Genomic DNA, 21,106 nt, shown 5'->3' on the forward strand with positions numbered 1-21,106 from the left:
TTTAAAGTTGCTCATTGGGCTGGCTGGTTTGAATTCCCAGGAGGCTATAAAGACCGCAAAATCCTACTAAACCCGTTACCAGCAATACACCACCCGCAACAACTAGCCCAATCCCCAAGCCTGTGCCACTGTAAGGAAACAGTCCTAGATAAAACAACGCCGAAGCTAAAAGTAAGCGGATCAGACGATCAATTGAACCCACATTCGTTTTCATGGCTGAAATCTCCAATATTGAGCGGATTGCAAAACCTTGTTGCACGGCTACAAAAAGCAACTCTCAAGGTGATCGCAATTTTTTGTAACTTTACGTTCATAGCATAACCAATTAGTTATATAACAATAAATGTCTTTAGGAGGATGTTTTAACACTCTCGGTTTGGCTAGTTTAAATTAACTTAGAAAAAAGCTGAACGATTTATAAGTGACCTATTTTTATTACGTTTTACATCGAAGTTAATCAATTCGTTCAATTCATACAAGAAATAAACCAATAGGTTGTCAGGCTAATAGTAGTCGCCAAAAATATTGAAGAAAAAACTACAGAGGGCTATTGAAATGAGTACCCAAGATGATTCCCAAGATTCTATCCCGCAATATGATGCGCACATCATTCCGGCTGAATCTGTCGCACGTCAGCATCGGGAAGGTAAGAACTTTGGTCATACCTCTCATGAAGAAGCTGACGGCACATTGAGCGAAGCAACGGAGGGTTACACGGTAGATAAAGAGGGATTGCTCAATAACTACCCGATTGAGCCAGAAATGTACGTCAATGTTCCTGGCGATAGGCAAGAGCAAGCAGCACAGGAAAAAGCAGAATATGCCCACCAGTTGCAGGAATTGTCTGAGGATGAGGACGGTAAACTGACCACAGAACATGATTGGCGGCACAAAGGTCCTGGCTTGATTTAGCGCACGCAAGAAATTCAACCAGGATAGGGAACTGATGTTTATACCTCGCGGTTTTGGTGAATGCTCGATAACAACTAAACTAGGCAGAATGGTTTATTACACGGCTCAAGGAGAACCGTGGGATGAATGGTAGATCAAAAGAAACATTAGTCTTTCTGCACGGCTTTGGTGGGGGTTCCTCCGCTTACAAATGGTCAAAAGTTTATCCAGCTTTCGCCCTCAGCCAATCAAATCTTGGCACCCGATTTGATTGGCTGGGGGCGATCGGGCTTATTCGCCAGATATTGCCCTCACTGGAGTAGAGGTTTAACTAGCCGGAGGTCACGATAGATAGATCCCGAACTAGACCTGACATGACGTATTCCATTCAATTCAGGAGCAAGAACCGATGCACAAGTTATCTCAGAATGTTCTGAGCCTTGTACTGATGATCAGTGTCAGTCTGCTGCTGCTCAGTTGGAGTTAGGCGTTGGCGATTTGCGGGGCATGTATGCCGTTTTCATTCCCGATGATATCCAAAAAGCAATTCAAAAAGCTGTTAATTAGTGATAATCCCAATTAAGTCAAAGAGTAGTGCAAATGAAAACTGTTTTACATTTTATCGGATCAACATTCATACTCGGAATGCTAGTTTGGGCGCTAACGATTAATCTGGCGATCGCTCCAGTTCAGGCTGCCATTCGCCAGTTAGAAGAAGCACCAGGGCAGACGGTCTACCAGTCGGAGGTTTACCAGTCTCGCCAAACGCTCAAGGATCAACAGGGCAATAGTTGGCAAGCGATCGCCTTCAAACGGACTCATCCCGATCGAACAGCCACGATGTACTTGCGTCTCGTTGGGTTTCCAGGAACCGCAAACCTCGATCATTCGCGGTCACTCACCCTCATCGACTCGATGGGCAAAACCTTCACTGCCGCAGATGTCTCCCAAGATATGTTCATGGATCAAGCCCAGGTGGGGGCGGATGCCGGAGAGTATGATTTACAGCCGATCTTGATGCAGTTAGAATCGGCGATCCCGTTGCGGCTCGTCCTTCCAACCCTCGACCAATCAGAGATCACCCTGAATGTTTCTCCTAATGTGGTTGAAGAATGGCGATCGCTGACTGTTCAAAAGTAATCTTTCTGCTTTCTGCAACTAAATAGCTATAAAGCAATGAATCGATTTTAAGATATACAAATACTTTGGAGATAAGCATCATGAGTTCAGAAATTTTAGCAGTTCTCAAGCCCTATCTCAGTTTTTTTCACCCTGTTACTATGTGGATCTTGCTGGTCGTTGCGCTCTATGCCATGTACTTGGGTGTGCAAGTTCGACGGACGAGGCTGGCAGACGGTGATATCAAGAAAGAATTGGTGAAGAGTCGGTTCGCCATCCGACATCACCAAATTGGCTCTATCCTCCTGGCGCTGATGGTAATGGGTGCGATCGGGGGGATAACCATGACCTATCTAAACAGTGGCAAGATTGTGATTGGTCCTCATCTGTTTGCTGGCTTAGGGATGGTGGGATTGATTTCTAATTCTGCGGCGTTGGTTCCTTTTATGCAGAAGCATGACTGGGTTCGCAGTATCCACATTTCGCTGAACCTGATTCTGTTAGGATTGTTTGGCTGGCAAGCTGTGACAGGGGTGCAAATTGTGCAAAAGATTGTGAGCCAGATGATGAAGAATGGTGCAGCGTAAGTAGTATTCACACTACGGATCAAAGAGTTCTATTGAATGCGGATATAAATATTTATCAATCTGCGATGGCGTAACTGCCCACCGTAGGCGATCGCCCTTACTTAAAACACCTGTGAGTGCTACTTATTTTAGGAGAAATTTATGAAGTTTAAAAAGTCAATCCAAACTCTACTGCTCGGAATTGTTTTGTCGTTCTGTCTCTTTTTCAGCATTCAACAAAACTTGATGGCATCAGAAATTTCCACTTCATCAGACTCAATGGCTGAAACCAATATTCTGTCAGATCAGAAAGGATTTCCGAAATTGGAATCAGCCGTAGATCAGTATCTCATGTCAATACCATCGGGATATTACACGATCGCTAAGGTTGAAGAGTTAAAAAGTTTGATGGCAAGCCGTCAGCCGTTATTAGTTGATGTGCGAGAGCCATCAGAGTATCGGTCTGGTCATATCCCTGGCGCAACCAATATTCCGCTCCGAACGCTAGCTCGTAATTTAAGTAAAATTCCCAGCAATCGCCCTGTAGTGCTGTACTGTTCCGCCGGTTATCGATCGGCAATGGGAGTGATGACACTGCATCTGCTTAATTATGATAATGTCCAGGGTTTTCCACCTAGCTTTGCAGGTTGGAAAGCTTCAGGGGAGGCGATCGCCAAGTGAAGAGAGGCAAATCTGATTGGGGCAACAGATGAATTCAAAAGCTCTCCTCAACTGGCCGAAGCTAACTTTGTTTTCTACCAAGAATTTGAATGACTGCGGCTTTGCCATTGTGATAGCGCCCTTCGAGTAAATCTCGTTCCACTTCCCTAGCAATTTCCCAGTGGAGATCAGCTAGTTCCTGTTGCAACGTGGCCAGAGATGGGAGCATATCTAGATTTTTAGGGCCACCTGTATTGTATTGTAGTTGCTCCGGTGCAAAGGCTTCGAGTACGAAAACACCGTTCGGTTTTAATCCCATCACGGCTAGGCGGTACACCTTAGTTCGCAACTCTGAGGGAAGATGGCAAAAGATCGAAATAATCCCATCCCAAGATTGAGATGCGATCACAAAATCGGCGAGATCGGTTTGGATAGTTGCGATCGCTACCTGTTTCTCTTGCGCTAGTTTTTGAGCTTTTGCTAGTCCCACGCTAGATTGATCTACGGCTACCACTTCATAGCCTAAAGATGCTAGATAAGTTCCATTCCGTCCTTCTCCCTCTGCCAAACAGAGGATTTTCCCTTGAGGAATTTTGGATGCTACCGAAACGAGAAAATCATTTGGTTCAGTACCATAGATATATTCTGAAGTCCCAAAGCGTTCATCCCACATAATTACTCAACCTTAATACAATCCAATACCGATTAGCTAACAAGTTCCCCAATTAATTCTGCAACAGACATCGTACATTCGGCACGTCCAGCATTACTGCCAGCAAAAATTAGACCGCCGAAAAGTTCACACCACCCTGTTCAAACACCCGCCCTTCTCGAATCACGCGAGTACGTCCTTCTCCACCTTCTGCTCGTTCCCAGTAGTCTTGTTGAAAGCGTGCTTCTCCATATTTCATCCTGTAAGTTCTGCATGAATTGCTGCGATCGCTAAAACCCCTATTTTCTGATCATCCTGACAGTTCTAGCTTGCTACCTGACGTTGATGTTCTTGATCCAGAAATGCGTTCGGCTGAAATTTGGTGATCTTCTCATCAATAATAAAAGACTTGACATATTCAATCATCATCGGTTGGAGGGAAAATAGACCTGATTTGGTATCAATCCACGATCGCCCTTGCAGTAATTCTAAGCTTTCCAGTAGTTCTTGGGATGAAACTGAGGATGGCATCTTTGTTCGTAGCTGTGAAAAAGAAATGGGTTGACGATTAAGTACCATGCATTGAATCGTTGCTTTAGCTACATCTGATAGGTGTTCAAATTCTGGATCTAAATCGTTGACAATTGTACCGAAAAGTGTAACTTTTTGTTTTAAAAATTCGGTGATACTACCATCAAATAACTTTTGAATCGTTATGGCAATGCGGTTTAGGATATGGGGATTCCCTGCATAGGATTCGATTAATCGATTCCAGTCGTCTGGCGTTCCTCTAAAGGTTCCTTTTGTTTTCAAAAGTTTTTGTATCTCTGTAACCTGTAATCCTTGGAGAGAGAATACTCGTACAGGTGTTGTCTTTCCTTCAAGCGGGGCGATCTCATAGGATTTGATCCGACTGGTTAAGATTAAGCAACTTTGATGGGTGGCTTCCCCCACTCTTCTAAATAATTCACAGTATTCCCCGACGGTTGTGTGGTGCAGCCAGATGCAATCTCGACAAGTGATTTCTGTGGCTGCACATTCTTGGAGAATTCTGTCAGCACCATCTAAAACTAGTAAACAACGATGACGTTGCAAATAATGAATTAGTCGTGAAATTCTGTGATTGAATGATTCTGGTAGATCGGTTTCTTTGCCATCGGATAGGACGGAGATTAAGTCTGCTAGGAGATCGTTCACTGAAGGAGCCGGAAGGAGCGATCGCCAAATCACGAACTCAAACTGATTCTGAATCTGCTGGGTGAGCTTCACCGATAGGCAGGTTTTGCCGATACCACCCATACCCAATAAGGTAATGAGACGGCAGGGTATTGCTTGCTCTGGGGTAGACTCAGCTAAAATCCAGTGCTTCAGGGTTGCCAGTTCTTCTGTACGTCCGTAAAAAAGGGATACATCTGGTGCTTCTCCCCAATCAATTCGATTTGGAATTTTTGTGTAGTCTTCTTGCGGGTTGATATCTGGATTGGCTAACTGATAGTCATTAGGTTCTAGTGGTAGTTTGAATGCTTGGAAACAATAATTCAGGGTTTGCCGATCTACTCCCATTTCACAGGCAAATACCTTTGCTACCGTATCTGGATCTAACCCCATGCGAAAGCCTAAAGCTTCACGGGTATAATGTTTATCGAAATTTTCATTACTTTCTGATTGAGATTTTGCATCTTGGAGTTTCTGCAATCCTTGGGGCGTTAGGATTACACCACGTCTACGGCTTCTTTGTTGGGATTTCATGGGGAATGTTGCAGGCGATAAATGTATTTTTTATGGATAGGCATGATCGTCTATAGTGCATCAGTAAGATACACCAACAAACAAGAGATGACTGGCACAAGTCAGCAGTAAATAACTTCAACTGCCAAAGCTATAAAATTAGCTACAACTCAATCGAGTCTTAATTGTCAGAACTGTACCTATTCAAACGATTTTTTTAAGAATTATGATAGGAAACACAGATATTAAGTACTATTTCAGTCTGAAAGCAGGTAAGTCTTACAAAACTGAGTGAAGCAAATTTATCCAGCTAATTTTATGTTACTTGCTTTATTGTTGTACCGACGTTAAGTAATTTTACGGGTTGGATTTAGTTGGCGCTCGCTTTTCTTTTGTGTTGTATTTTCGTAATTCAGCTTTTGAATGGCGATCGCTGTTGCTGGAATTGGGAAGCGATCGCTTCTGCTGGCTACTATTCGTCTTCGCGCCGCAGATACTCAATTTTCCTGGGGGGAAGGTCACGGTTGCCTATGTCTAATCAAATTGTACTCAGATTGGGCGGGTTTTTCGATTGATCTGAAATATATGGGCGGTCGCAACCCATTGGTGACTTTAAATGCCGAAGTTAAGTCCTGCCTGCCGAATTTAAGGGAAGAATAAATGGAGTATGATATTGACTCTCGTAACCTCTAGAATAACGGATTGTTATTGTTGGGAAACTTGAGGATGAGAATTTATTAAATTAATTGCTAAGTTCCTATACTTCGGTTGTCGCAAGTAGATAAAAAAAACAAAATGAACTTATTAAGAATTGAACTCTAAGGAGATTAATCATGGTTACGACTAACTTCCATTTTCATTGCCTAACCGATCAAGTTGGTGATAAAAGGTGTTTGTTATTCTTGCAACCAGTAAATAGTGATTCACCAAAGGCCGCAAATTATGAGTATTTTGCTTGGCAGCAATTTCAACCTAGCGAAGGCACCCACAATACCATTTCACTACAAACCAGTTACTTAGCAGGCGTTACTATGTATCCCCAAGATAAAATTTACGAATATACCGACCCTATAGGTTTAGAGTTGGGGAAAGCAAAAAAAGTTATCAACACAAATGGAAGCGATCCTCATTTTTCTAAGGAAACTACCAATATTTCCCCAAACTTAGTAGGGATTTATAATGATTGTAAGACTCCAGATAAGTCCTTATCTGTCATTTGGTATGTCAACAGCAAAGAGAATAGGGTAGTACAAACAAACAATACGGATGATACCAAGGCGTTACCGGGCGACACATCCACATTCGAGCTGAAACAAACACTTTACGTAACGATGGCAACCTACGATAGTGAAGCCACTTACAATATTCAGACCTTCGCACAAATGTTTAGTTTCCCGTTTAAAAATACTGATACGGACTTGTACTTTGAGATAAATTATGATCATGGATTGGTAATTCGCACGACAACTCAAGCAGCATTTGAGAAATCCTTTTTGCGGAGCCGTCGCTTTCAAGGCAGTCCTCTGATCCAAGCTACCAAAGATGACATCGTTTGTAGTGGACACGGTATGATAGATATTGGAACAGAAGAGACGTGTGTACCAGAAAATGTGCAGTTGGTCGTTCTGGCTCCCCCCGCTGCTTCAGTTTCCAATGATCTTTGTCAGGCTGTGGAGAACGGGAGTGCCATACCAGGTCTTCAGATAGTAAGTCCAGTGACTAAAGACAAAAGCCCAACCCAACCGTCTATTTATAAATCAGGTCAATCATGCCCAAATTACGTTCTCTACCCGATTGATGGGAGTTGGCTCAAGCCAGGCATTCCTCACTTAATAGGAGTAAGCGAGAAGACTTATCTTTCAGATCTCTGGCAGCGTGTCATACCATTGACCACATCTGGCAAAACCATCAATGTATATTGGGCGGCATGTACTTCTCTTACAGGGGCTAGCAACCCTGTAGTTATAGCAAAGAATTGAGGTTAACCAACCAAACTTCACCTCTTGCCAGTTTCGCTATCCTTTGAAGTAGTGGGATCGCCATCAACCGCATCATTTATCGTACTGGGCGATCGCTAGGTTCTACTTGAGCATAGGCGATCGCTACAGACTTGTTTTCTCAACCAATCGTTATACACATAATAGCCAATTGGTGCAGTGTGTAAGTTCTAAACTATTTTGTGAAGTAGAGCGATCGCACTTGCAGCAAGCATTACCAAAAATTATGTTTTCTCCGCCAATTTTTAGCAATAATTTAAGCACTATTACTTATTGATAAATGGTTGATGATTTTAAACTTTTCAGCAACGAGTGCGTAGGCGTAGCCCGTCGTAGACATCGCCCATCTTCAATCATGAACTGTACCATCAGGCATGATCGCTCCCTGGAAATCAACGTTAGTGAGAATAGCTCTGGTTAAATCTGCTCCTTGCAGATTAGCCTTTCGCAGAATCGCACCATTGAGGTCTGCATAGCTCAAGTCTGCTCTTTGCAAACTGGCTCCACTAAGATCCGTTGCTAAATTTCCCCACTGGATGCTTCGACTTAGGTCTGCCCGACATAACTTCGCTCCATCTAAGTTAGTATGATGCATACAAGCTGCTCTCAGGTCAGCGTAGCTCAAGTCTGCGCCAGTTAAAACCGCATATCCCAAATCTGTGCGTTGATTGGAACTGGGACGTAAATCTGCTTGAATTAGTAGAGAACCAGAGAGTTTTGCACCATTTAAATTAGCACCACATAAACTAGTTTTGATTAAGTTGGCTTTGTCTAGATATGTCCGAACCAGCTTTGCACCAGTCAAATCAGCCTCACGAAGAATGGCGCAATACAAATCTGCTTCACTTAGGTCTATTCCCCAGAGAATCGCTTCACTCATGTTGGCCTCTCGCAAACATGCTTGGTTGAAGTTGGCTTTACCAAGTCGTGTCTGACGTAAATCGGCATTGCTAAAATCTGCACCTCTTAGGTCTGCATTCGTTAATTCTGCTTCTTGCAGATTCAGTCTTATGAAGCTTCTTTCTCCAGCAGCATAAGCTTTGAGAATTTCATTTATATCCATATTAAAAATTTTAAGTTCAGGAGAGGGTTTTTCATGCGATCACTGTGTAATTCTTCATACGGAGTTTTGGGATGCAGTTATTTTTTGGAGATCACCCTTCGTGTAGCATCTCGTAAAGAAGGTATCGCAAAAGTTTTCGGTCTACTGACTGTGACTAGTCGGGAGTCGCTATGATTTTCTACCTGGGGCGATCGCGGTTGCTGACGATTCTGCACCAAAACCAAAGCTGCAACTGCAAGCAAAAAATAACCAAAACTTTTCTGAAGTCTATTAGCTGGAACAAATTCAGCTAAGTACGCACCAAAAATTGTTCCCACACTAGCAGCCACAATGAAAGACAACATCAAGTTCCAATTTAAAGAAACATGACCCAAGTAGCCCAAGAAACCTGCAACTGAATTAAATACAATAATTAACAAGGATGTGCCGATCGCCTGTTTCATTGGTACATTTCCTAACAGTACCAAAGCTGGCACGATCGCAAACCCACCACCAACACCAACCAACCCAGTCAGCACTCCCACACCCAAGCCTTCACTAATTAACCACAACCAGCAATACTTGCAGACAGGTGGGGGATAAAATGCCAGTTTATCATCTGCTGTTACAGGTTTAGAACTACGCCGAATCATAAACACCGCAGCTACCAACATCATGACTGCAAAGAGCATCATTTGAAAAGCTGCGGTAACTACTGGCAGAGTAGCAATTTTTGCCCCCACAAATGCCCCCAGCATCGTTGCCGAACCAAAAATAAATGCAGTATTGAAATCAATATTTTTGGCTCGCCAGTGGGGAATTACCCCCAATAAGCTAACAGTACCGACAATTACCAAAGTCATGGCGATCGCAGATTTTGGAGGTATACCCATGACATAAACTAGAATTGGCAGCGCCAGCACCGAACCCCCACCACCAATCAAACCTAAGCTCACTCCAATACAAGCAGCCAGCAAATGCCCAATAATCCACAGCGTCATACACTGCTCCGTTGATTATAAGGAAGCTTTGCTAGTAGCATCCCTAACATACAGCTATCTGTGATTCCCGAAAACATTAATCCTGCTCCCATAAAACCACTGAGAATCAGGAACCAAGGAGAAACAAATGCTCCCAACAATGTGCTTGTCAATACCAATGAACCAGCGACAATTTGCACTTGTCGCATTAAACTAATGGGGGCATTTTTGTTAATTGTGGTTGCATAACCCGCTTGTTTCCAAGCGCTTATACCTCCTTCCAGATGGGTAACAGTGGTAAAACCCGCATCAAATAGCTTTTGAGCAGCCATTGTCGAACGATTCCCAGAACGACAGTAGAGAATCACTTTTGTGTCTTGATCTTGGGGAACTTTGCGCGGATCAAATTTGGATAGGGAAATCAGGGTTGCTCCGGGAATATGCTCTCCTGCATACTCAGCTGGTTCACGGACATCTATAAGTGTGATAGCTTGTTGCTTCAACAACTGTTTGAGTGTTTGAGTATCAACGGTTTGTAATTTATTGAGACGGGAAGTAGTCATTGCTTTTTATAATTAGGAATGTAGATTTTTAAACGCAAAGTTTTTGTGTGATTTTGTTACGCAGCAACGCTACCGCAGCGCTGGTTAGCGGGTACTGCTTCCATAATCTTTTTCGGGTTGGGTAGATTCAGGTTTCCCATCAATTGGATAAATTCGCTGCGGTTTCGTCCCACCAGCCGCGAATTCCATTGTTTCTCTTCCCCAATGCTGGAAACTGTGTTACCTCGATAATCATGACCGGGATAAACTAAGGTTTCGTCAGGTAATGTAAACAAACGTTGCGTTATTGCGTCATACATTATCCCTGCGTTCCCACTTTGAAAGTCAGTCCGTCCACAACCACGAATTAACAAGGCATCTCCGGTAAGTAAATGAGTACCATTAACTAAATAGGCATTATGGCTATCAGTATGACCCGGAGTAGCGATCGCCTTTACTTTCAGACTCCCTAACTCTAATACTTCTCCATTTTTCATAAATCTGTCTGCACATATAGCTTGGGCATTTTCCGGTACAATCCCCAAACAACCCGTAGCCTCCCGCAATTTAGCTGTCCCAGTAATATGATCGGCGTGGATATGGGTTTCTAAGCAGTATTTGAGAGTTAATCCTAGTTCTTTTAGTAATTGGCGATCGCGCTCTACCTGTTCTAATACTGGATCGACCAAAATCGCCGTTTTAGTCTCTAAATCTGCAATTAAATATGTATAGGTGCTTGTTTCCGGGTCAAAGAGTTGTCGGAATAACATCATGGCTAACTCCAGATAAAATTGTTTGATTAATCAATAGTATAACTATATAGTAATATATTGTCCACACTGGAGTTAGTTTTTTTGTGGCTGTTGCGATCGCCCTTTTGATAAAAAAAGCAACCCGAAGCATTTTTACTTGGGTTGCCTACACTGTTTTTGAGGAGTTAAAACGAACTGAATTCAGAATTAATTAACCGTGAATAGCGGGAGCAGCAAAAGCCACAGGTTGAATGTCCCCAGCAGCTAAATCTAAGGGGAAATTGTGAACGTTGCGTTCGTGCATTGTTTCAATTCCCAAGTTAGCGCGGTTTAAAACATCAGCCCAAGTATTAATTACAACACCTTGAGAATCAAGAAGGGAATCGTGAAAGTTAAAACCATTGAGGTTAAAGGCAAAAGAAGATACGCCCAAGGCAGCAAACCAGATACCAATTACTGGCCAAGCAGCTAAGAAGAAGTGTAAAGCACGACTATTGTTAAAAGATGCGTATTGAAAGATCAATCTACCGAAATAACCGTGAGCTGCGACAATATTGTAAGTTTCCTCTTCTTGACCAAATTTGTAACCGTGGTTTTGGGATTCAGTTTCAGAGGTTTCTCGAACTAAAGACGAAGTAACTAGAGAACCGTGCATGGCAGAGAATAAAGCACCACCAAAGATACCAACTACTCCCAACATGTGGAATGGGTGCATGAGAACGTTGTGTTCTGCTTGCAATACAAGCATGAAGTTGAAAGTACCACTAATCCCTAAAGGCATCCCATCAGAGAAAGAACCTTGACCAATAGAGTAGACCAATATTACCGCAGTGGCAGCAGCAACAGGTGCGCTGTAGGCAATAGAAATCCAAGGACGCATCCCTAAGCGGTAAGATAATTCCCACTGACGACCCATGTAGCAGTAAATACCAATCAGGAAGTGGAAAATAATCAACTGGTAAGGGCCGCCATTATATAACCACTCATCTAAGTTAGCCGCTTCCCAAATGGGATAAAAGTGCAGACCAATTGCATTGGAAGTAGGCACAACCGCAGCAGTAATGATGTTATTGCCATAGAGTAAAGCACCAGCGACAGGTTCACGAATACCATCTATATCTACAGGTGGTGCAGCAATGAAAGCAATGACGAAACAAGTGATTGCCGTTAAGAGTGTGGGAATCATCAGTACACCAAACCAACCAATGTACATACGGTTGTTGGTACTGGTGATCCAATTGCAGAATTTCTCCCAAAGATTGTTACTACTTTGGCGTTGTTGCAGAGAAATAGTCATAATTTTTAATTCCGAGGTTAATCGTTGTTCAAGGCAAGTTAACCTTATTCTTTTATATAACCACATAGTTATATAAGATGTCAAGTAAATTCTCATATTGCTTTAAAGTTATTTTGATAGGCAGTGAGTTTGAGGCGTGACAAGCGGGCTGTAATCTAGACTGGGCTTTCACTTTAAGTTAAAAAAAAGAATTGTATCGATAGCGTCGCGGAAAGTGCCGCAACTTGCATTGCATCCAAGGTCAATCCCACGTTTTTAAACGTGGGATTGACCTTCTGCCTTGTCTACGACACGCTACGCAAACGTACTTCTGCCTTATAGCGGGAACATACTTGTACCCCTTGCGGGAAAACGAAAGCAGGAACAGAGTCATCTTTTAGAAAGATTTAACTAACTAATTCATTAAATTACTAAATAGTAATATAGTAGAAGAGTGAATAACGTTTACTGAATCAAAACATTAAACTCCAGACTCAACACCTATGCTGAAACTAAGAGGTATAAAATTATGACGGAGAGTCTTCCTCTAGAAAGTCCCTCAATGTCGAGGCGACAATTGCTAAACTTTATCACAGGTGCAGTTGTTGCCACTACAGCCAGCAGCCTACTGTATCCTGCGGCTAAATTCTTTGTTGCCCCCACAGAAGTGGGTGAAGATGGTTCTATCCTCGCTAAGGATATTAACGGAAATCTCATTCCTGCTAGCCAGATTTTGGCTGAACCCCCTGGTACTCGTGCTTTAGTCGCGGGTTTAGGAGCAGAACCTACTTACCTAACAATACAGTCAGATGACACCCTGCACCCTTGGGGAATTGTCGATAACTGCACCCATTTGGGTTGTACCTTTCCTTGGAATCCCAATGACAATCAATTTCAATGTCCTTGTCACGGTTCTCGCTATGATCCCGATGGGAGAGTAGTACGGGGGCCAGCACCTCTTCCCCTCAAGCTTGTTAGTGTTAACTTGGAAGGGGAGTATATCCGAATTTCTCCCTGGACGGGAATTGACCCCCGCACTGGGCAAAAACCTTGGTGGGTTTAGCGGGTACTCAAACCTGATGGTCGTCACAGGATAATATTAATTAAAAATTGCAAGACGCGACGCTAACGTGGACTCGCTTGCCGCCGGCGCTATCAGTGGGGGCTTGTACCCTAAATTAATTAATTAATTAAAAATTATTTATTATCCTTCTTAATTTTTAACTTTTAATTTTTAATTTTTAATTAAAAAGGGGAGTAGGGAAACTCCCAAGAAACTTTTTCTCAGTCAAGCTGAGAATATAGTTATTTTGAGAGGGTGCTAAAAGCTTTGATCTGTTCAAATTCTTTAGCCCGTTTTTGTATTTGGTTGCCAATGCGATCGCAAACTAATTCGCATAATTCAAAAATCACAGGGTCACTGATCGCATAGTAGACGCTAACTCCCTTTTGCTGACGGGACACCAAACCTGCTTGGGTCAACACCTTTAAATGTTTTGAGAGATTGGCTTGTCCTAAACCCGTAGCTTCACCCATTTCGGTAACGTTCATCGGCCCGGTTCTGAGACAACTCAAAATCTGTAAGCGACTGGTTTCAGAGAGTACCTTAAAATACTCTGCAACGGGAGCAAGGATTTCTGAAGTGTTTTTTCGAGAAAGAGTCTCTGACATAAGGATTCAATTTCATATATAATTTATATTACTATATAGTTATAATTTGTTCTTGATAAAGTTCTGCGACCAAAATTCCCGAAGCGTCAATGGGCGGTAAGTTTGTAAAAATGGCAATTTCCCACTCTTGGTTATGGGTAGGACGAGTTAACTTTTGTGAGTTGCGTAGCACTTGGATTTGTAAGTTATTATTTAAGCCATTCTTTTCATGAATTTGCTGAACTGCTGCGGCTATGACAAAAATTGTTAGTACAGCCTGTCCTATCCATGCGATAATTTGATAACCTTTCCAATTCAGAATTTTCATAATTACTAGCTCAAAAATATTAATTTAAAAGTCATTTTTCTGGTTAATCCCAATCTTTATTAGTGTCATCATTATTTAAATTTTTAATGACCTGATAATAACTCTCTTCTACATCTTTCCGGTCTTGTTCTTGTGAGAGTCCCTCACGGCTATCTTGTAAAATCATGTCAGCATGATGGTGCAGACTTGCTTGATATTTAGAATTATTGGTGTAAGTAGCAATTGCAGCTATAGCTTCTAACAAACGAATAGTTACTCCTGCATCCGACTTTCCATACTGCCGAATTTGGTTAAAAGCACGATCAACCAATCCTTTAAAATCTACTCCTTCGGCAATGAAGCGCAATTTTTTATTTTTATCGTAGCGATAGGTTGAAGGAAAATTTCTTTGAACTAAGTGGCACAGCCCTGCGCTAATTCGATCAATACAGCGAATTGCAGTAAATGGATCATTTATTCCAGGGGAAATGGCACGCAGAGCAATTTCTACTAATTGATCAATTGGAAACTCTATATCCTGTTGTTCTGTACGTTCTTTGCCAAAAATAAAAGCATCATTTATTTGTTTAGTAAGTTTTTTATTTACTTTTTCACCAGGAAAAACCAAGGCTAAATCGCTACCTTGAATTAGAAATTGCCCTGGTCTAATCTTAAGGCGTACTAGCAAATTATGTTTACAAGCAATTTCCATCAATTCTTCGTCATCAATTGCTTGTAAATAACCAGTTCCATTCGCTCGAATTGGTAAAGCTTCCTCCTCAAAAGACATGGGAATTTCTTCAACTCCAAGGCTATCTTCTGGTTCACCATGCCCAATTCTTTCTGGAAATAACCGCTTAATTGCTGAATGTAAATCCTCGCTAACATTTTGGATTACATAAGATGCCTGAATTATGGTTGAAGCATGATGGATAAAATAAATTAATACACCAATGCTAATAATTGCCAGTAAAGTGCCGACTGTAACTGAAAGTTGTGGCACATATTGTTCGTATCCATCTCCTTCTCCATGAATTGTCCGCAGTACAAGCAAGCAGTAGATGAACGTACCAATAAATGTGCCTAGTACAATTTGATTACCTGTATCCTGCATAAAATTACGCAGAAGTCGCGGCCCGAAATTGGAAGCAGCCAACTGAAGCGCCACAATTGTAATTGAAAAGGCTGTAGCAGCAACGCTAATCATCGAACCTGCAACCGATCCTAACAGCGATCGCGCTCCATCTGCGCCACCTGTATAAATCCACCAATAATCAATGTCTACCTTGCCTGTACGGTCAAGATTCAGCATTGTGAAAGCCAAAGCAGTAGCTACTACCGCCATAACCGCCGGTATGAACCAGTAACTTGAGTGGAGTTGATCCCACAGTTTGCTTATCTTGACATTTCTCATTGTTCGTTGGTTTGAGAATCTACTTTACCGTTGTTATCTTCTGAGGAGCGTGCTTGAGCAAGTAACCTGAGCGAATCGCTGATGCGGCGAGGCTTCGGTACTTCACCTTTACCTGCGGGCCAACCTTCACGCTGACGAGAGCGGTTTCCATCTGTCTCTTCTGTCTGGTCGTGGAACAAAATTTGTTGAGTTGGGAAGGGCAAATCAATGCCGTTTGCAACCAGCTTTTTCTTGATTGCAATAATCACTTTATCCCGCGAAATAAGATTATCTGCCCGTCGTGGTGGATGAACCCACCAGCGCACCCGGATATTGACAGTGCTTTCGGCTAGTTCCATTGCTAGTACATCAGGAGCCGGGTCTTTTAAAACCTCATCTACACTAAGCATTGCGTCTAGCATTAACTGCTTGGCACGGTCAATGTCATCGTTGTAGCCAATTCCGACATCGTACTCTAATCGGCGGTTATCAAAAGCAGTGTTTACAGTTACTGAATTAGTAAATAACTCCGAGTTAGGAATGACAATCCGCCGACCGTCATAAGTTCTGATTGTTGTTGCGCGTGTCTCAATATTTTCGACCGTTCCCTCAAAGCCTTTAAAAACAATTTGGTCATCAATTTGAAAAGGTTCAGTTAGCAGAATTAAAATTCCAGCTAAGAAATTTTGCAAAATATCGCGGAAAGCAAAACCAATTGCAACACCACTAATTCCTAAAAGTTGTATCAAATCACCGGCTTGAAATGTAGGAATCACAATGGAAAGGGCGATAAATAACCCAATCAAAATTGTCAATCCCTGCGCTAACCTTCCTAGTACTAGACCTAAATTTCGGGCAGAACGACGATTGCGAGTTAAGCGCTTGACAAGTGCCTTAATTCTGCTAGCAATAAACAAAAATAAGATGAAGACAATTAACCCTAATAAAATGTTTGGCAGCAAAGCTATAAAACCGTTAATCATGCTTTGAATCTTATCCCAAGCTGTGGATATTTCTGCATTCATGAAGTTTCCTCACTAAGTAATTTTTGCTAATGTTAACGCTCTAAATTCTGATGCAATAATTCTTGAATTTCCCCGGTTTAAGTAGAAAATCTAATATAAAAATAATCCAAATAGTGATGCTAAAGGCTTCCAGTAAAGAGTTTAATCCCCAGATGATCTCGATGATGAATAGTGCTAGCCATACAAAGCCCAGCACCAGCATGGGAATTTCTAGCCAATCTTCCAACTGGTGCAAAACTTCATTACGTTCTTTTTCTAGGGCTTGTTTTTCTGAAAGCTTCAGACTACTCATAGTATTAATTCGTAATTCGTAATGACGCTCGATGACTCGCTAACGCTGCGCTAACGTAATTCGTAATTTTAGATAATTGGTTTTATTGTTTACTAGCAGGGGTTTCTAGTACGTTGACATCAACTAGAGGTGTCACATTTAAGTCCTGTTTCAATAGATTGGTTTGAATTGATTGGGTGAGGCGATCGCGAATTTCTTCACTAGACGCTGTAACTCCCGGTTCACGCTGCACATAAACAACAGATAGCAGGGTATCCTGTCCTTCAATATTGGATCGTGTAAAGCGGACATTCGACTCGACTAATTTTGCTAAACCAACTTGCTCTACAGTTTTCTGAACTTGGGCGTTAGCACGTTGGGCAAGGCTAGAGCGTTGTAAATTGGGAGAATGAGAGAACTGCCAAGTCAGCAAACCTGCCAATGCGATGACAGTAATCGCTAAGGCAATACCGAATACCCGTTTTTTACCACGCTGATAGCGAGTTCCTTGAGCAGACAGCCCGAACACTCGGAACAACAGGGATGCTGAAAAGTTGATGCCGCATAGTTGCAAAAACAGTAAGAACAGCCCCGAAATTGCCATGTCCCATCTGCCAATTGCACCAGCCATACCTATGATTCCCGCAGGTGGGGCTAAAGAAGCGGCAACTAACATTCCTGTTGCTGCCCCAGATACTAAACTACTCCGTTCTGACTGCACCAAGTTCAGCGCCCCTGCTGCTCCGGCTGCCAATGGTAAAATCACTGCTACTGCTGAAACCTGGCTGCTGTCTAACATTAAACTGGTGGGAATTTCTTGCCGTAATATCAGGCTAAGTAACCAAGTAGTGGCAATTGTGACTGTTAATGCAGAAAAATACCGTAGAATACTCCGTCCTAAGAGTTTGCGATCGCCCCATGCAGTAGCGATCGCTGTATTCATTGCCGGGCCTGCAAAGGGTGCTATCAGCATTGCCGCCACTAGCAAGTAAGCTGTATTAGTATACAAGCCAATCCAGACTACAAAGCCTGCCAGTGCTGCATAACCAAGAAAGCCTCGCCAAGAGCCAACACTTTGCAAACCAGAAAGAAAAATCTCAATCGGACTGCGTTCTTCCACATCTACAACTTGTTGCGGCGCTTCCGATGCAGGGGGTTGCAGAGTCATCACACCAGTTGGTATGAGCGTGATTTGTACTTTGGGCAAGTCTTGCAACTTGTCCAGAACTTTGCCAACTTCTCGATTAGAAACGTGAACAATCACCACATCAATCGGTTCTTCAGCATTGCCTTCAAATCGAGCCAGATTTGTGCCGTTATGAGATTTGGCGATATCGATAACAGCTTTTCCATTTCCCCGTGGCACTTGAATAATGAGTTGACGCATTCTACCCTCCTACCGCTAACCATCTTGTTTTTTCAGACAAGAACTCTACTACCCAAAGAAAGATTTTTTGAAATATATATCTCATTCAATTAACACTTGATTTTTGTCCGTAAAATTGCTAGAACCTAGGAAAATCAAGGATAGGTCAGGCAAAAAAGCAGATTGTGCAGATTATAAATAAACGTTTTATCACTTTATATTTTAGATTTAGATTAAATATTAATTCAACAGTAATGATTTTTTAGACATAAATATCCTTCTGGAGAAAGAAGGAGTAAAAACTTATATTTTTACAATTAAAAAGGTAAATTTAGGAGGAAAAAGAAGATGGCTTTATATAAACTCGAAGACTTTGCTGGTAACTATAGCAATCCAGATTTTGATAACTATGAAGTTAGGGATTTTGATGTCTATTCAAACATAGATGACGATAAAGTTGGGACTGTCAAACACATCTTGGTGGAGGCTTACTGGATACAGCAAGCCTTGGCAACATACTCACCATCGCCTATGGTGGGGCGTAGCCCATCGCACTCCAACTATTAGGAAATGGCAAAATATTAAAATAAATCAATCCTTCAAGAATACCCGCAGCACCAGGGTAGTGAGCTAGAAAGTTCCAAGGGTAACGTGTTTTATAATACCACCACAGAAGTTCCGTTTGGGCATTACCAACGATAATCCCAGCTGATGGCTGTTGAAATAAGCTGATGTCATTTCCAGAACCTCCACAGATAACGGTTGCATCTGATTGCGCTTGCAGCAATTCTTGCAGATATGCAGTTGCTTTACCTTTGTTGCTGTTCTTGGGTATAATATCAACGTCCCGCCCATTGCTGAAAATTACCTCCACTTGCAATCCAGTAAAAGTTAACAAATCCTGCAAATCATGGATAACCTCAAGTGGCGCATCCATATCTAGGCAAAAGCTTAATTTATAGGGAGTTTGTTCGCTGTCAGGTTGAGGTATCAGTGCTGGAAAGTAACTAGCAATTGTCCAAACTGCATCCCAATTCCAATCTCTTGAAATTTGATTTGCCCAATCTTTTTCTAAAAGCACGCCCTGTTGATAAATTTCAGTGCCTGCACTAACGATTAAATAATCGGGTTTCAAAAGCCATGCTTTTGTTATCACCCGACGACTAGAAGCATAAGAGCGACCAGTAACATAGACTAAGTAAATCTGATTGCGTATAGCTTCTAGCCTTTGGTTTAAAGCAGCAATAGCTCGATTGTTACCAACCAAGGTATTATCTAATTCAATCACCAAAAGCAGTTTCATATTTGCTTGTTTCTACTAAAACAGTACAGTATTGATAAACCTCTTTCCTCTTGCTCTCGTTCGGCTCCTTTCGACTCTGCTCAAGGCAAGTCGCTCATGGCAAGCCTTCTCCCAGCAAGAACTGCGGTATTAATGATAAGTCTTTAACCGGCAACGATATCATTTAACTGGTTGCCCACTGGACAATGCCATTAGAAAAAGAGTCAATCAATTTTTCTAAAGCTTTAATTTCATTTGATTTCAAAACTTTCGACTTCAATAAATTTTGGATTTGTCTTTCCAAATCTGGAGTTAACTTTTTAGTTTGAATAATTTCTTGAACAAATGTATCAAGTGTCAAAGATTGATAGAGTTCGTGAACTTGGGTGGCAACTCCCTGAGTGCTAAAACGAGACTGAACCCAATTTTGTGCAGCATTGCCATAGCTTTGTTTTAGAGTTGGGTTTTGTAATAGACTATGAATCGCGATCGCCAATGCTTTAGAATCACGAGGAGGAACTAAAAATCCGGTTTCACCATGCACTACCGTATGCTGCAATCCTCCCACATTACTAGCAATTACGGGTGTTCCGGCTGCCATTGCTTCAATCGCCACTAAACCAAAAGGTTCGTAATAACTCGGTACAACGCATATATCCCCTGCGGCATAGTAAGCAGGTAACAGCGCTTGAGAAATTCGTCCAGTGAAAACTGTAACGGCTTCCAATCCCAGGTCGTTCACCAAAGTTTCAATGCGTTGTTGTTCTTTGAAGTCTGCTCCGTCTTCACGGCAACCACCAACTAGATAGAGTTGAAATGCTGAAGGCAACAAATTGGCGCAAGCTCTGACTAGGGTTTCAACTCCCTTGCGTGGGTCAAAACGTCCTACATACAAGATTATCTGAGAATCTGGAGCAATTCCCAACTGTTGGCGAGCAACTTCTTTACTGACAGAACCAAAGTGTTCAGTATTAATTCCACAGGGAATAACTTTAATACGACCATGTTGCGAAATTAACTGACGTAAATCTTCTGCTTCTTGAGGGCTAGTGGATATTACATAATCTGCTTGTTCTAAAATTGCCCTCTCCACACAATTACGAATTGCAGCAATCTGCGGCGGATTCTCCACATTGCGGTATTTGACTGCACCTATAGAGTGATAGGTATGAACTTGAGGTAGTCCTAATCGAGATTTAAGTTCTAATCCTACCCAAGCAGAAAGCCAATAGTTAGTGTGAATCAAGGCATAGTTGCGCCCTGTTCGTTGTTGAAAATCCAGCCAAGCTTCTACAAATTCGGGTAGGTATTCAAATAAATTATTTCTAGAAATGAATTCTGCTGGCCCAGCATTTAGACGAATAGTGCGACACCCTGGTGCTAATTCCACAATTTCTTCTTGATTGGGGTGTTCGCGTCGGGTAAACATATCAACCTGACAGCCGCGTTTTGCTAATGCTAACCCCAATTCTCGCACGTAGACATTTTGACCACCTGCCCCTTCTTTTCCAATTTCAGCTGTCGGGTCGCCATGAACTGAAATTAGCGCATACATAGGTTGAGAATTTGGGGGTTGAGAATTTGGCGTTTCTGGAGCAGAATTTTCT

The 21,106-nt window shown here is 42.1% G+C and carries 23 protein-coding genes and 3 pseudogenes; 9 read left to right on the forward strand and 17 right to left on the reverse strand.

Features of this window, described 5'->3' with window-relative positions:
* Position 1 precedes the first annotated feature (1 nt).
* The gene (locus HUN01_RS32440) at positions 2 to 214 is read right to left on the reverse strand and encodes a YgaP family membrane protein (protein WP_181929612.1); all 213 of its coding nucleotides are present in this window, start codon (positions 212 to 214) and stop codon (positions 2 to 4) included.
* Between the two features lie 341 nt (positions 215 to 555).
* Between HUN01_RS32440 and HUN01_RS32445 the strand changes: the two genes are divergently transcribed.
* The 5 genes and pseudogenes from HUN01_RS32445 to HUN01_RS32465 all read left to right on the forward strand — a co-directional run bounded on the left by HUN01_RS32445 (position 556) and on the right by HUN01_RS32465 (position 3,257).
* Positions 556 to 912: a hypothetical protein gene (locus tag HUN01_RS32445; protein WP_181929613.1), complete on the forward strand. Its 357-nt coding sequence runs from the start codon at positions 556 to 558 to the stop codon at positions 910 to 912.
* A gap of 34 nt (positions 913 to 946) precedes the next feature.
* A pseudogene (locus HUN01_RS32450) lies at positions 947 to 1,179 on the forward strand (alpha/beta fold hydrolase); the annotation flags it as partial.
* Between the two features lie 312 nt (positions 1,180 to 1,491).
* Complete coding sequence (locus tag HUN01_RS32455; RefSeq protein WP_181929614.1) at positions 1,492 to 2,031, forward strand: DUF3122 domain-containing protein; 540 nt, start codon at positions 1,492 to 1,494, stop codon at positions 2,029 to 2,031.
* Positions 2,032 to 2,111: 80 nt separating this feature from the next.
* Complete coding sequence (locus HUN01_RS32460; RefSeq protein WP_181929615.1) at positions 2,112 to 2,597, forward strand: DUF4079 domain-containing protein; 486 nt, start codon at positions 2,112 to 2,114, stop codon at positions 2,595 to 2,597.
* Between the two features lie 141 nt (positions 2,598 to 2,738).
* Positions 2,739 to 3,257 (forward strand): rhodanese-like domain-containing protein, encoded by a 519-nt coding sequence (locus HUN01_RS32465; RefSeq protein WP_181929616.1) that lies wholly within the window; start codon positions 2,739 to 2,741, stop codon positions 3,255 to 3,257.
* A gap of 61 nt (positions 3,258 to 3,318) precedes the next feature.
* Here HUN01_RS32465 and HUN01_RS32470 read toward each other — a convergent pair whose 3' ends face one another.
* The 3 genes and pseudogenes from HUN01_RS32470 to HUN01_RS32480 form a co-directional block, all read right to left on the reverse strand.
* A complete protein-coding gene (locus HUN01_RS32470) occupies positions 3,319 to 3,909 on the reverse strand; it encodes a class I SAM-dependent methyltransferase (RefSeq protein WP_181929617.1) in 591 nt (196 codons plus the stop codon).
* A 112-nt stretch (positions 3,910 to 4,021) separates the two neighbouring features.
* Positions 4,022 to 4,178: pseudogene (locus tag HUN01_RS32475) on the reverse strand (coproporphyrinogen III oxidase); the annotation flags it as partial.
* A 34-nt stretch (positions 4,179 to 4,212) separates the two neighbouring features.
* Positions 4,213 to 5,637 (reverse strand): NB-ARC domain-containing protein, encoded by a 1,425-nt coding sequence (locus HUN01_RS32480; RefSeq protein WP_181929618.1) that lies wholly within the window; start codon positions 5,635 to 5,637, stop codon positions 4,213 to 4,215.
* A gap of 402 nt (positions 5,638 to 6,039) precedes the next feature.
* Here HUN01_RS32480 and HUN01_RS32485 point away from each other — a divergent pair, with 402 nt between their 5' ends.
* Positions 6,040 to 6,276: a hypothetical protein gene (locus HUN01_RS32485; RefSeq protein WP_181929619.1), complete on the forward strand. Its 237-nt coding sequence runs from the start codon at positions 6,040 to 6,042 to the stop codon at positions 6,274 to 6,276.
* A gap of 173 nt (positions 6,277 to 6,449) precedes the next feature.
* The gene (locus tag HUN01_RS32490; protein WP_181929620.1) at positions 6,450 to 7,595 is read left to right on the forward strand and encodes a putative adhesin; all 1,146 of its coding nucleotides are present in this window, start codon (positions 6,450 to 6,452) and stop codon (positions 7,593 to 7,595) included.
* Between the two features lie 367 nt (positions 7,596 to 7,962).
* Here HUN01_RS32490 and hetL read toward each other — a convergent pair whose 3' ends face one another.
* The 5 genes from hetL to psbA all read right to left on the reverse strand — a co-directional run bounded on the left by hetL (position 7,963) and on the right by psbA (position 12,226).
* On the reverse strand, positions 7,963 to 8,676 hold the full coding sequence (hetL, locus tag HUN01_RS32495; protein WP_181929621.1) for a heterocyst differentiation pentapeptide repeat protein HetL: 714 nt from the start codon (positions 8,674 to 8,676) through the stop codon (positions 7,963 to 7,965).
* Between the two features lie 77 nt (positions 8,677 to 8,753).
* Entirely contained in the window at positions 8,754 to 9,656 is a 903-nt protein-coding gene (locus HUN01_RS32500) for a sulfite exporter TauE/SafE family protein (protein ID WP_181929622.1), read from the reverse strand.
* On the reverse strand, positions 9,653 to 10,198 hold the full coding sequence (locus tag HUN01_RS32505) for a rhodanese-like domain-containing protein (RefSeq protein ID WP_181929623.1): 546 nt from the start codon (positions 10,196 to 10,198) through the stop codon (positions 9,653 to 9,655). The genes HUN01_RS32500 and HUN01_RS32505 overlap by 4 nt, the downstream gene beginning before the upstream one ends.
* 56 nt (positions 10,199 to 10,254) lie before the next feature.
* Positions 10,255 to 10,947: an MBL fold metallo-hydrolase gene (locus tag HUN01_RS32510; RefSeq protein WP_181932912.1), complete on the reverse strand. Its 693-nt coding sequence runs from the start codon at positions 10,945 to 10,947 to the stop codon at positions 10,255 to 10,257.
* Positions 10,948 to 11,140: 193 nt separating this feature from the next.
* The gene (gene psbA / locus HUN01_RS32515; protein WP_181929624.1) at positions 11,141 to 12,226 is read right to left on the reverse strand and encodes a photosystem II q(b) protein; all 1,086 of its coding nucleotides are present in this window, start codon (positions 12,224 to 12,226) and stop codon (positions 11,141 to 11,143) included.
* A gap of 508 nt (positions 12,227 to 12,734) precedes the next feature.
* Here psbA and petC point away from each other — a divergent pair.
* A complete protein-coding gene (petC, locus tag HUN01_RS32520) occupies positions 12,735 to 13,268 on the forward strand; it encodes a cytochrome b6-f complex iron-sulfur subunit (protein ID WP_181929625.1) in 534 nt (177 codons plus the stop codon).
* Positions 13,269 to 13,510: 242 nt separating this feature from the next.
* On the opposite strand, the gene HUN01_RS32525 is transcribed toward petC, so the two are convergent.
* The 6 genes and pseudogenes from HUN01_RS32525 to HUN01_RS32550 all read right to left on the reverse strand — a co-directional run bounded on the left by HUN01_RS32525 (position 13,511) and on the right by HUN01_RS32550 (position 18,238).
* Positions 13,511 to 13,876, reverse strand: coding sequence for an ArsR/SmtB family transcription factor (locus tag HUN01_RS32525; RefSeq protein WP_181929626.1), 366 nt, complete (start codon positions 13,874 to 13,876; stop codon positions 13,511 to 13,513).
* A 31-nt stretch (positions 13,877 to 13,907) separates the two neighbouring features.
* On the reverse strand, positions 13,908 to 14,183 hold the full coding sequence (locus HUN01_RS32530) for a hypothetical protein (protein ID WP_181932961.1): 276 nt from the start codon (positions 14,181 to 14,183) through the stop codon (positions 13,908 to 13,910).
* A 43-nt stretch (positions 14,184 to 14,226) separates the two neighbouring features.
* The gene (locus tag HUN01_RS32535) at positions 14,227 to 15,576 is read right to left on the reverse strand and encodes a DUF2254 domain-containing protein (protein ID WP_181929627.1); all 1,350 of its coding nucleotides are present in this window, start codon (positions 15,574 to 15,576) and stop codon (positions 14,227 to 14,229) included.
* Positions 15,573 to 16,580, reverse strand: a complete 1,008-nt coding sequence (locus HUN01_RS32540) for a mechanosensitive ion channel family protein (protein ID WP_181929628.1) — start codon at positions 16,578 to 16,580, stop codon at positions 15,573 to 15,575. Before HUN01_RS32540 ends, HUN01_RS32535 begins: the two co-directional genes overlap by 4 nt.
* A gap of 76 nt (positions 16,581 to 16,656) precedes the next feature.
* Positions 16,657 to 16,872: pseudogene (locus HUN01_RS32545) on the reverse strand (potassium channel protein); the annotation flags it as partial.
* 82 nt (positions 16,873 to 16,954) lie between these two features.
* Positions 16,955 to 18,238 (reverse strand): TIGR00341 family protein, encoded by a 1,284-nt coding sequence (locus tag HUN01_RS32550; protein ID WP_181929629.1) that lies wholly within the window; start codon positions 18,236 to 18,238, stop codon positions 16,955 to 16,957.
* Between the two features lie 327 nt (positions 18,239 to 18,565).
* Between HUN01_RS32550 and HUN01_RS35810 the strand changes: the two genes are divergently transcribed.
* Complete coding sequence (locus HUN01_RS35810) at positions 18,566 to 18,784, forward strand: hypothetical protein (RefSeq protein WP_238845840.1); 219 nt, start codon at positions 18,566 to 18,568, stop codon at positions 18,782 to 18,784.
* On the opposite strand, the gene HUN01_RS32560 is transcribed toward HUN01_RS35810, so the two are convergent.
* Both HUN01_RS32560 and HUN01_RS32565 read right to left on the reverse strand, forming a co-directional pair.
* Positions 18,747 to 19,520: a sucrose-phosphate phosphatase gene (locus HUN01_RS32560; protein ID WP_181929630.1), complete on the reverse strand. Its 774-nt coding sequence runs from the start codon at positions 19,518 to 19,520 to the stop codon at positions 18,747 to 18,749. The genes HUN01_RS35810 and HUN01_RS32560 overlap by 38 nt on opposite strands.
* Positions 19,521 to 19,683: 163 nt before the next feature.
* Positions 19,684 to 21,054, reverse strand: coding sequence for a glycosyltransferase (locus HUN01_RS32565; protein ID WP_420832823.1), 1,371 nt, complete (start codon positions 21,052 to 21,054; stop codon positions 19,684 to 19,686).
* Positions 21,055 to 21,106: the final 52 nt, after the last annotated feature.

Origin of the sequence: Nostoc edaphicum CCNP1411 (genome assembly GCF_014023275.1) — a bacterium.
GTDB classification, from domain to species: Bacteria; Cyanobacteriota; Cyanobacteriia; order Cyanobacteriales; family Nostocaceae; genus Nostoc; species Nostoc edaphicum_A.

Bases quoted from the DNA above. Each gene is read 5' to 3' on its own strand.
- HUN01_RS32440 (WP_181929612.1), bottom strand. From the start codon at position 214: ATGAAAACGAATGTGGGTTCAATTGATCGTCTGATCCGCTTACTTTTA.
- HUN01_RS32445 (WP_181929613.1), top strand. From the start codon at position 556: ATGAGTACCCAAGATGATTCCCAAGATTCTATCCCGCAATATGATGCG.
- HUN01_RS32455 (WP_181929614.1), top strand. From the start codon at position 1,492: ATGAAAACTGTTTTACATTTTATCGGATCAACATTCATACTCGGAATG.
- HUN01_RS32460 (WP_181929615.1), top strand. From the start codon at position 2,112: ATGAGTTCAGAAATTTTAGCAGTTCTCAAGCCCTATCTCAGTTTTTTT.
- HUN01_RS32465 (WP_181929616.1), top strand. From the start codon at position 2,739: ATGAAGTTTAAAAAGTCAATCCAAACTCTACTGCTCGGAATTGTTTTG.
- HUN01_RS32470 (WP_181929617.1), bottom strand. From the start codon at position 3,909: ATGTGGGATGAACGCTTTGGGACTTCAGAATATATCTATGGTACTGAA.
- HUN01_RS32480 (WP_181929618.1), bottom strand. From the start codon at position 5,637: ATGAAATCCCAACAAAGAAGCCGTAGACGTGGTGTAATCCTAACGCCC.
- HUN01_RS32485 (WP_181929619.1), top strand. From the start codon at position 6,040: ATGGCGATCGCTGTTGCTGGAATTGGGAAGCGATCGCTTCTGCTGGCT.
- HUN01_RS32490 (WP_181929620.1), top strand. From the start codon at position 6,450: ATGGTTACGACTAACTTCCATTTTCATTGCCTAACCGATCAAGTTGGT.
- hetL (WP_181929621.1), bottom strand. From the start codon at position 8,676: ATGGATATAAATGAAATTCTCAAAGCTTATGCTGCTGGAGAAAGAAGC.
- HUN01_RS32500 (WP_181929622.1), bottom strand. From the start codon at position 9,656: ATGACGCTGTGGATTATTGGGCATTTGCTGGCTGCTTGTATTGGAGTG.
- HUN01_RS32505 (WP_181929623.1), bottom strand. From the start codon at position 10,198: ATGACTACTTCCCGTCTCAATAAATTACAAACCGTTGATACTCAAACA.
- HUN01_RS32510 (WP_181932912.1), bottom strand. From the start codon at position 10,947: ATGTTATTCCGACAACTCTTTGACCCGGAAACAAGCACCTATACATAT.
- psbA (WP_181929624.1), bottom strand. From the start codon at position 12,226: ATGACTATTTCTCTGCAACAACGCCAAAGTAGTAACAATCTTTGGGAG.
- petC (WP_181929625.1), top strand. From the start codon at position 12,735: ATGACGGAGAGTCTTCCTCTAGAAAGTCCCTCAATGTCGAGGCGACAA.
- HUN01_RS32525 (WP_181929626.1), bottom strand. From the start codon at position 13,876: ATGTCAGAGACTCTTTCTCGAAAAAACACTTCAGAAATCCTTGCTCCC.
- HUN01_RS32530 (WP_181932961.1), bottom strand. From the start codon at position 14,183: ATGAAAATTCTGAATTGGAAAGGTTATCAAATTATCGCATGGATAGGA.
- HUN01_RS32535 (WP_181929627.1), bottom strand. From the start codon at position 15,576: ATGAGAAATGTCAAGATAAGCAAACTGTGGGATCAACTCCACTCAAGT.
- HUN01_RS32540 (WP_181929628.1), bottom strand. From the start codon at position 16,580: ATGAATGCAGAAATATCCACAGCTTGGGATAAGATTCAAAGCATGATT.
- HUN01_RS32550 (WP_181929629.1), bottom strand. From the start codon at position 18,238: ATGCGTCAACTCATTATTCAAGTGCCACGGGGAAATGGAAAAGCTGTT.
- HUN01_RS35810 (WP_238845840.1), top strand. From the start codon at position 18,566: ATGGCTTTATATAAACTCGAAGACTTTGCTGGTAACTATAGCAATCCA.
- HUN01_RS32560 (WP_181929630.1), bottom strand. From the start codon at position 19,520: ATGAAACTGCTTTTGGTGATTGAATTAGATAATACCTTGGTTGGTAAC.
- HUN01_RS32565 (WP_420832823.1), bottom strand. From the start codon at position 21,054: ATGTATGCGCTAATTTCAGTTCATGGCGACCCGACAGCTGAAATTGGA.